This window comes from Aquabacterium sp. (assembly GCF_035476535.1).
Taxonomy (GTDB): Bacteria; Pseudomonadota; Gammaproteobacteria; order Burkholderiales; family Burkholderiaceae_C; genus Pseudaquabacterium.
On record NZ_DATILJ010000115.1, the window covers coordinates 20,809 to 27,610 of the forward strand.

The window sequence follows — 6,802 nt, forward strand, 5'->3', positions numbered from 1 at the left end:
GCGGGTCACGCTTTCGGGCTGCAGAGGGCCGGGTCGGCGCGGATTGTGCGACAGAATGCGCAAGCCTCGGCGGACCGTCCGCCCTGTGTGCAAGGCCCGTGCCGTCACGCCCGTCCGACCTTCTTCGAACAGCCTCGCATCCATGACCGATCCGATCCGCCTGACCCATTTGCAGCGTCTCGAGGCCGAGAGCATCCACATCCTGCGCGAGGTGGTTGCTGAGTGCGAGAAGCCGGTGATGCTGTACTCCATCGGCAAGGATTCAGCGACCATGCTGCATCTGGCGAAGAAGGCCTTTTATCCGTCGCCACCGCCCTTCCCGCTGCTGCATGTGGACACCACCTGGAAGTTCCGCGCCATGTATGCGCTGCGCGACCGCATGGCCGGCGAGATGGGCATGGAGTTGCTGGTCTACCAGAACCCCGAGGCCGCGCAACTGGGCATCAACCCCTTCGAGCACGGCTCGCAGATCCACACCGACATGTGGAAGACGCAGGGGCTCAAGCAGGCCTTGGACAAGTATGGTTTCGATGCTGCTTTCGGCGGCGCGCGGCGCGATGAAGAGAAGTCCCGCGCGAAGGAGCGCATCTTCTCGTTCCGCTCCGATCAGCACCGCTGGGATCCGAAGAGCCAGCGGCCCGAACTCTGGAACCTGTACAACACGCGCAAGCGCCAGGGCGAATCGATCCGCGTCTTTCCGATCTCGAACTGGACCGAGCTGGACATCTGGCAGTACATCTACCTTGAGAACATCCCGATCGTGCCGCTGTACTTCTCGGCCGAACGGCCGGTGGTCGAACGTGACGGCACGCTGATCATGGTCGACGACGATCGCATGCCCTTGCGCCACGGCGAGGCGCCGATGATGAAGAAGGTGCGCTTCCGCACGCTGGGCTGCTATCCGCTGACCGGCGCGATCGAGTCCGAGGCCGACTCGCTGACCGCGATCATCCAGGAGATGCTGCTGGCGCGCACCAGCGAACGCCAGGGCCGCATGATCGATCACGATGCCGCGGCGTCGATGGAGAAGAAGAAGCAAGAGGGGTATTTCTGAATGGCCCACGTCTCCGATCTCATCGCCAGCGACATCGACCAATACCTGCACCAGCACGAACGCAAGAGCCTGCTGCGCTTCATCACCTGCGGCTCGGTGGACGATGGCAAGAGCACGCTGATCGGGCGGTTGCTGTACGACTCGAAGATGCTGTTCGAGGACCAACTGGCCGCCGTCGAGTCCGACTCGAAGAAGTGGGGCACGCAGGGCGGCGAGATCGATTTCGCGCTGCTGGTCGACGGCCTCGCTGCCGAGCGTGAACAGGGCATCACGATCGACGTCGCCTACCGCTTCTTCTCGACCGACAAGCGCAAGTTCATCGTCGCCGACACGCCCGGCCACGAGCAGTACACACGCAACATGATCACCGGCGCGTCGACCGCCGATGTCGCGGTGATCCTGATCGACGCGCGCCGCGGCGTGTTGACGCAGACGCGGCGCCACAGCTACCTGGTCTCGCTGATCGGCATCCGCAAAGTGGTGCTGGCGATCAACAAGATGGACTTGATGGCGTACTCGGAATCCGTCTTTCGCCAGATCGAGGACGACTACCGCAAGTTCGCCAAGCAGATCGGCCTGGACGACATCACCGCGATGCCGCTCTCGGCCCTGCGCGGCGACAACATGCTGGCGCCCAGCGAGCACATGGCCTGGTACCACGGGCCGACGCTGATGGGCTACCTCGAGACCGTGGACCTCGACGAGACGCATCGGCAGGCCGGCGCCTTCCGGCTGCCGGTGCAATGGGTCAACCGGCCGAACCTGGATTTCCGCGGCTTTGCCGGCACCATCGCCAGCGGGTCGGTGCGGCCCGGTGAGCGCATCCGCGCGCAACCCTCGGGCCGCGAGAGCAAGGTGGCGCGCATCGTCAGCGCCGACGGCGACCTCGAAGTGGCCGTGGCAGGCCAGTCGATCACGCTGACGCTCGAAGACGAAATCGACATCTCGCGCGGCGACGTGATCTCGGCCGCCACCGCGCCGGCCGAGGTGGCCGACCAGTTCGAGGCGACGATCGTCTGGATGGCCGACGAGCCGATGCTGCCCGGCCGGCCCTACCTGCTGAAGCTGGGCACGCGCACGGTGAACGCCACCATCACCGAGCCGAAGTACAAGGTCAACGTCAACACGATGGAGCACCTGGCGGCCAAGAAGCTTGACTTGAACGAGATCGGGGTCTGCAATGTCTCGATCGACCGCACCCTGGCCTTCGATGCGTACAGCGCCAACCGCGAGACCGGCGGCTTCATCCTGATCGACCGCATGAGCAACCACACCGTGGGCGCCGGCATGCTGCACTTCGCGCTGCGCCGCGCCCACAACATCCACCTGCAGCATGTCGATGTCGACAAGGCTGCGCGTGAGCGCCAGAAGGGCCAGAAGGCCGCGGTGCTGTGGCTGACCGGGCTCTCGGGCGCGGGCAAGTCGACGATCGCCAACCTGGTCGAAAAGAAGCTGCATGCACTGGGCAAGCATTCCTACCTGCTCGATGGCGACAACGTGCGCCACGGGCTCAACCGCGACCTCGGCTTCACCGAGGCTGATCGGGTCGAGAACGTGCGCCGGGTGGCCGAAGTGGCGCGGCTGATGGTCGACGCCGGGCTGATCGTCATCACCGCCTTCATCTCGCCGTTCCGGGCCGAACGGGCGATGGCCCGCGGCCTGGTCAGTGGCGGCGAGTTCGTCGAGGTCCATGTCGACACCCCGCTCGAAGTGGCCGAGACACGCGACGTCAAAGGCCTGTACCGCAAGGCACGGCGCGGCGAGCTGGCCAACTTCACCGGCATCGATTCGCCCTATGAAGCGCCGGAGAACCCGGAGCTGCGGGTCAACACCGTCGACGCAACGCCTGAAGAATGCGCCGCACGGGTCATCGAGCGCATGCAAGAACTCGGTCTGCTGAGCTAGACCATGTCCATTGACTGGATGAACCCCTTGGCCGGATTTGGGGTCGGCATGCTGGTGGGCATCACCGGTGTCGGCGGCGGTTCGCTGATGACGCCGATCCTGGTGCTGATGTTCGGCATGGCGCCGGCTGCCGCGGTGGGCACCGACCTGTGGTTTGCCGCGATCACCAAGCTGGTCGGCGGCACGGTGCACCACAGCAAGGGCAGTGTCGATTGGCAGGTAATGCGCCGCTTGTCGCTCGGCAGCCTGCCCTCGGCGGTGCTGACGCTGTGGTGGCTGCAGGCTACCGGTGCGGCCCAGATGAAGGGCGGCCTGATCATCACGATGCTCGGCGTGGTGCTGCTGCTCACCGCGCTGGCGATGCTGCTGAAGAAGCAGATGCATGCGATCGGCCAGTCGCTGCGCTCGAAAGCGCCCGATGCCTTTCATCATGCGCAGCCGATCATGACCGTGGTGGCCGGCGTGCTGCTGGGATTTCTGGTCACGCTGACCTCGGTGGGCGCCGGCGCGCTGGGCACCGTGATGCTGCTGTACCTGTACCCCTTCCGCATGACGCCGGCACGGCTGGTGGGCACCGACATCGTGCACGCGATCCCGCTGACGATGGTGGCCGGCACCGGCCACCTGCTGATGGGCAATGTCGACCTCGGGCTGCTGGGCCAGCTGCTGCTGGGCTCGATTCCCGGCATCGTGCTGGGTTCGCTGATCGGTTCGCGCACATCCGAAAAAGTGCTGCGCGGCGCGATCTCGGTGGTGCTGGTGGCGGTAGGTGCCAAGCTGCTGCTGTCCTGACGGCCAAGAGACGTGGCCAATCAACGCGGCCAAATGAGGCGACCAGGCCGGTAACCGAATGCGCTCCGGTACGCTTGCGCTTCTGCCTGGATCTCGAGGACCCCGTGAGCATGTCATCCCCCACTCTGCCATCGCGTACCCCCATGCTGGCCCGCTGGGCCGCCGTTACCACCTTGACCACGCTGCTCGCGAGCTGTGGCGGCGGCGGCGGATCGGCCGGCGCACCGCTGGAACCCACGGCCGTCGTCATCAGCACGCAGCCGGCGAACCAGGCCGTGGTCAGCGGCCAATCGGCCAGCTTCAGCGTGGTGGCCACGGGCAATGGCAGCTTGAGCTACCAGTGGCGACTGAACGGCGCCGACGTGGCCGGCGCCAACGCGGTGAATTTCACACCGCAAGCGCTGGAAACCACCCAGGACAACGCCCAGGTCAGCGTGCGCGTCAGCGATATCGGCGGCTCACGGGTGTCGAACGCCGCGACCTTGCGTGTGTACAGTCCCACGAACCTGCCCGCGCCGACGGTCACGGACTTCGAAGCCAACGCCACCGAAGCGGTGATCGACGCGGCTTTCGGCGCGCACATCGCCACCAGCAACAGCATTCTCACGCCCAAGGGTCGATTGTTCGTGTTCCTGCCCGCCAGCCTGTCGGTGCCCTCGCGCACGCAGCTGGTGCTGAACGCAGCGGCCAACAACGGCCTGCATGCGATCGGCCTGGCCTATCCGAACGACGTGGTGCTGGACAGCGCCTGCAGCGGCGCCAGCGACGCCGCTTGCTGGGGCAATGCGCGCGAGGAGATCCGCAGCGGCAGCAACGTCTCGGCCAACGTGGCGGTGAACGAGGCCAATGCCATCGAGCACCGCCTGCTCAAGGCCCTGCAGTACCTGGTGCAGACGCAGCCGACGCGCGGCTGGGAGCAGTACCTGGACAACGGCACGGCCGTGCGCTGGGATCGTGTGCGCATCGCCGGCCATTCGCAGGGCGGCGGCCATGCGGCCTACATCGCGACGAAACGCCCGCTCGACCGCGCCTGCCTGTTCTCGTCGCCGGCGGACTACGACGACGTGCGCCAGCAGCCGGCCGCCTGGCTCTCGGCCACCAGCGCCACGCCCGCCAGCAAGCTCTACGGCTTCTCGCACCAGCGCGACATGGTCGTCGGCATCAACAAGCTGCAATCGATCTGGTCGGCGCTGGGCATGGCCGCCTTCGGCGGCTTGACGCTGATCGACGATGTGCCGCTGTCCGCCTACCAGGGCCGGCACATGCTGTACACCGACCGGCCCGTGGTCGGCGGCATCTCGGGTCAGTCCTACCACGGCGCGCCGGTGGTAGACCTGCTAACGCCGATCGACAGCGTCAGCGGCTTGCCGGCGTACTGGCCGATATGGCAGTACGCGTGTTTCCTGTAGCCCCAGCTGAGAATGTTTCGCGCCGGTAAAACCTCCGGACACTCGCACTCGATCCGTTTACGCTTGCAGCATGTCCTCATTCCCGACCTGACATGATCGCCAACCCGATCCCTGCGCCAGCCACCGGACTCGCCGCGCGCAGTACCCGCTTGCTGGCGCTCAGCGTGGCCATGGCCTTGATCGCCGGCTGCGGCGGTGGCGGCGGCAGCGCCGAGGTGCCGGCACCACCACCGCCGACACCCTCGCCGCCGCCTGCACCGACGCTTGCCATCAGTGCCCAGCCAGCCAACCAGGCAGTGATCACCGGGCAATCGGCGCGCTTCAGCATCAGCGCAACCGGCAGCGGCAGCCTCAGCTACCAGTGGCGGCTCAATGGTGTCGACGTGAGCGGCGCAACGGCCTCGTCCTTCGTCCCGAAGGCGCTGGACACCGGCCAGGACAACGCCCAGGTCTCGGTCCGGGTCGGTGATGCCAACGGTTCGCTGATGTCGGCGGCGGCGACGCTGCGTGTCTACAGCCCTGCCAATGTGCCCGCGGCCACACTGAACCCGCTCGTGCCTTCGTTTTCTGACACGAGCATCGACGACAGCGTCGGCAGTCACCTCGCCGCGGTCAATGCCGCCGTGGCCAGCCAGGGCCGGCTGTTCGTGTTCTTTCCCGCCAGCGGCTCGGTCCCGACACAGACGCAGCTGCTGCTGAACGCCGCCGCCAACAACGGCTTCCATGTGCTCGGCCTGGCCTACCCGAATGACGTCGTGGTGTCCTTGCTGTGCAGCCGCTCAAGCGACCCGAACTGCCTGGGCAATGCGCGCGAAGAGATCCGCACCGGCGCGGATGTGTCGTCAGGCATCACCGTCAGCCCCGGCAATTCGATCGAGAACCGCATCGTCAAGGCCTTGCGTTACCTGAGGCTGCAGCAGCCCGGCCAGGGCTGGGATCAGTTTCTCGACAGCAACAACGCAGTGCGCTGGGAGTTGTTGCGCCTGTCCGGCCACTCGCAGGGTGGCGGCCATGCCGCCTACCTGGCCACCCAGCATGCCGTTGATCGTGCCTGTTATTTCTCGTCGCCCGCCGATTACGACAACGTGCGTGATGCGCCGGCCACCTGGATCACCGCCACCGGGCCCACGCCGGGCAGCCGCATGTACGGCTTTGCGCACCAGCGCGATCCGATCGTGCCGTTCAAGGAAGTGGTGCCAATCTGGACCGCCTTCGGCATGGCAGGCTTCGGTGCCGCGACGCTGATCGATGGCGCAAGCCCTGCCGACTACCAGGGCAGGCACATGCTCTACACCAACGTCGGCGATCTGAGCTTCTCGAACCACGGCGTGACGGTGACCGACGGCGCCACGCCGCTGGACGCCAGCACCGGCGTGCCGGTGTTCATGCCGATCTGGCAGTACAGCTGCTTCCTGTGACCTGGCGATCCCCCGCCAAGGCCATCGTCGAAATGAACGAGGCCAGCATCTCGTGGGCCTCTTCCTTTTTCTGGAAGGGTCCGACCTGGGCTTGCTCGCGGGTCATGAAGTACCACTCGCCGTCGGCCTGGTAGACGCGGTCGCTGCGGAAGTGGCTGCGCCGCGTGTCCCCGGAGCGGTGCTTCGGGCCGGCGGCGAACTCGCCGCCCCAGAAGCGCTCGCAG

6 protein-coding genes are annotated in these 6,802 nt (G+C 66.3%); 5 read left to right on the plus strand and 1 reads right to left on the minus strand.

Translation table 11 applies throughout. The features are described 5' to 3' along the window. Nucleotides 1-55 precede the first annotated feature (55 nt). The 5 genes from cysD to VLK61_RS11950 all read left to right on the plus strand — a co-directional run bounded on the left by cysD (nucleotide 56) and on the right by VLK61_RS11950 (nucleotide 6,578). Complete coding sequence (cysD, locus tag VLK61_RS11930) at nucleotides 56-1,054, plus strand: sulfate adenylyltransferase subunit CysD (RefSeq protein ID WP_325421396.1); 999 nt, start codon at nucleotides 56-58, stop codon at nucleotides 1,052-1,054. Beyond that, nucleotides 1,055-2,959, plus strand: coding sequence for a sulfate adenylyltransferase subunit CysN (gene cysN / locus VLK61_RS11935; RefSeq protein WP_325421398.1), 1,905 nt, complete (start codon nucleotides 1,055-1,057; stop codon nucleotides 2,957-2,959). A 3-nt stretch (nucleotides 2,960-2,962) separates the two neighbouring features. Further along, on the plus strand, nucleotides 2,963-3,751 hold the full coding sequence (locus VLK61_RS11940) for a sulfite exporter TauE/SafE family protein (RefSeq protein ID WP_325421400.1): 789 nt from the start codon (nucleotides 2,963-2,965) through the stop codon (nucleotides 3,749-3,751). 110 nt (nucleotides 3,752-3,861) lie between these two features. Continuing rightward, on the plus strand, nucleotides 3,862-5,160 hold the full coding sequence (locus tag VLK61_RS11945; RefSeq protein ID WP_325421402.1) for an immunoglobulin domain-containing protein: 1,299 nt from the start codon (nucleotides 3,862-3,864) through the stop codon (nucleotides 5,158-5,160). A 92-nt stretch (nucleotides 5,161-5,252) separates the two neighbouring features. Further along, complete coding sequence (locus VLK61_RS11950) at nucleotides 5,253-6,578, plus strand: immunoglobulin domain-containing protein (RefSeq protein WP_325421404.1); 1,326 nt, start codon at nucleotides 5,253-5,255, stop codon at nucleotides 6,576-6,578. Here the strand turns inward: VLK61_RS11950 and VLK61_RS11955 are convergent. Then, on the minus strand, nucleotides 6,544-6,802 hold a 259-nt coding region (locus VLK61_RS11955), incomplete at its 5' end, for a DUF6316 family protein (RefSeq protein WP_325421406.1). The two genes, VLK61_RS11950 and VLK61_RS11955, sit on opposite strands and share 35 nt — an antisense overlap.

Coding starts and splice junctions, on each gene's coding strand:
- cysD (WP_325421396.1), top strand. CDS start 56: ATGCGCAAGCCTCGGCGGACCGTCCGCCCTGTGTGCAAGGCCCGTGCC.
- VLK61_RS11950 (WP_325421404.1), top strand. CDS start 5,253: ATGATCGCCAACCCGATCCCTGCGCCAGCCACCGGACTCGCCGCGCGC.
- VLK61_RS11940 (WP_325421400.1), top strand. CDS start 2,963: ATGTCCATTGACTGGATGAACCCCTTGGCCGGATTTGGGGTCGGCATG.
- cysN (WP_325421398.1), top strand. CDS start 1,055: ATGGCCCACGTCTCCGATCTCATCGCCAGCGACATCGACCAATACCTG.
- VLK61_RS11945 (WP_325421402.1), top strand. CDS start 3,862: ATGTCATCCCCCACTCTGCCATCGCGTACCCCCATGCTGGCCCGCTGG.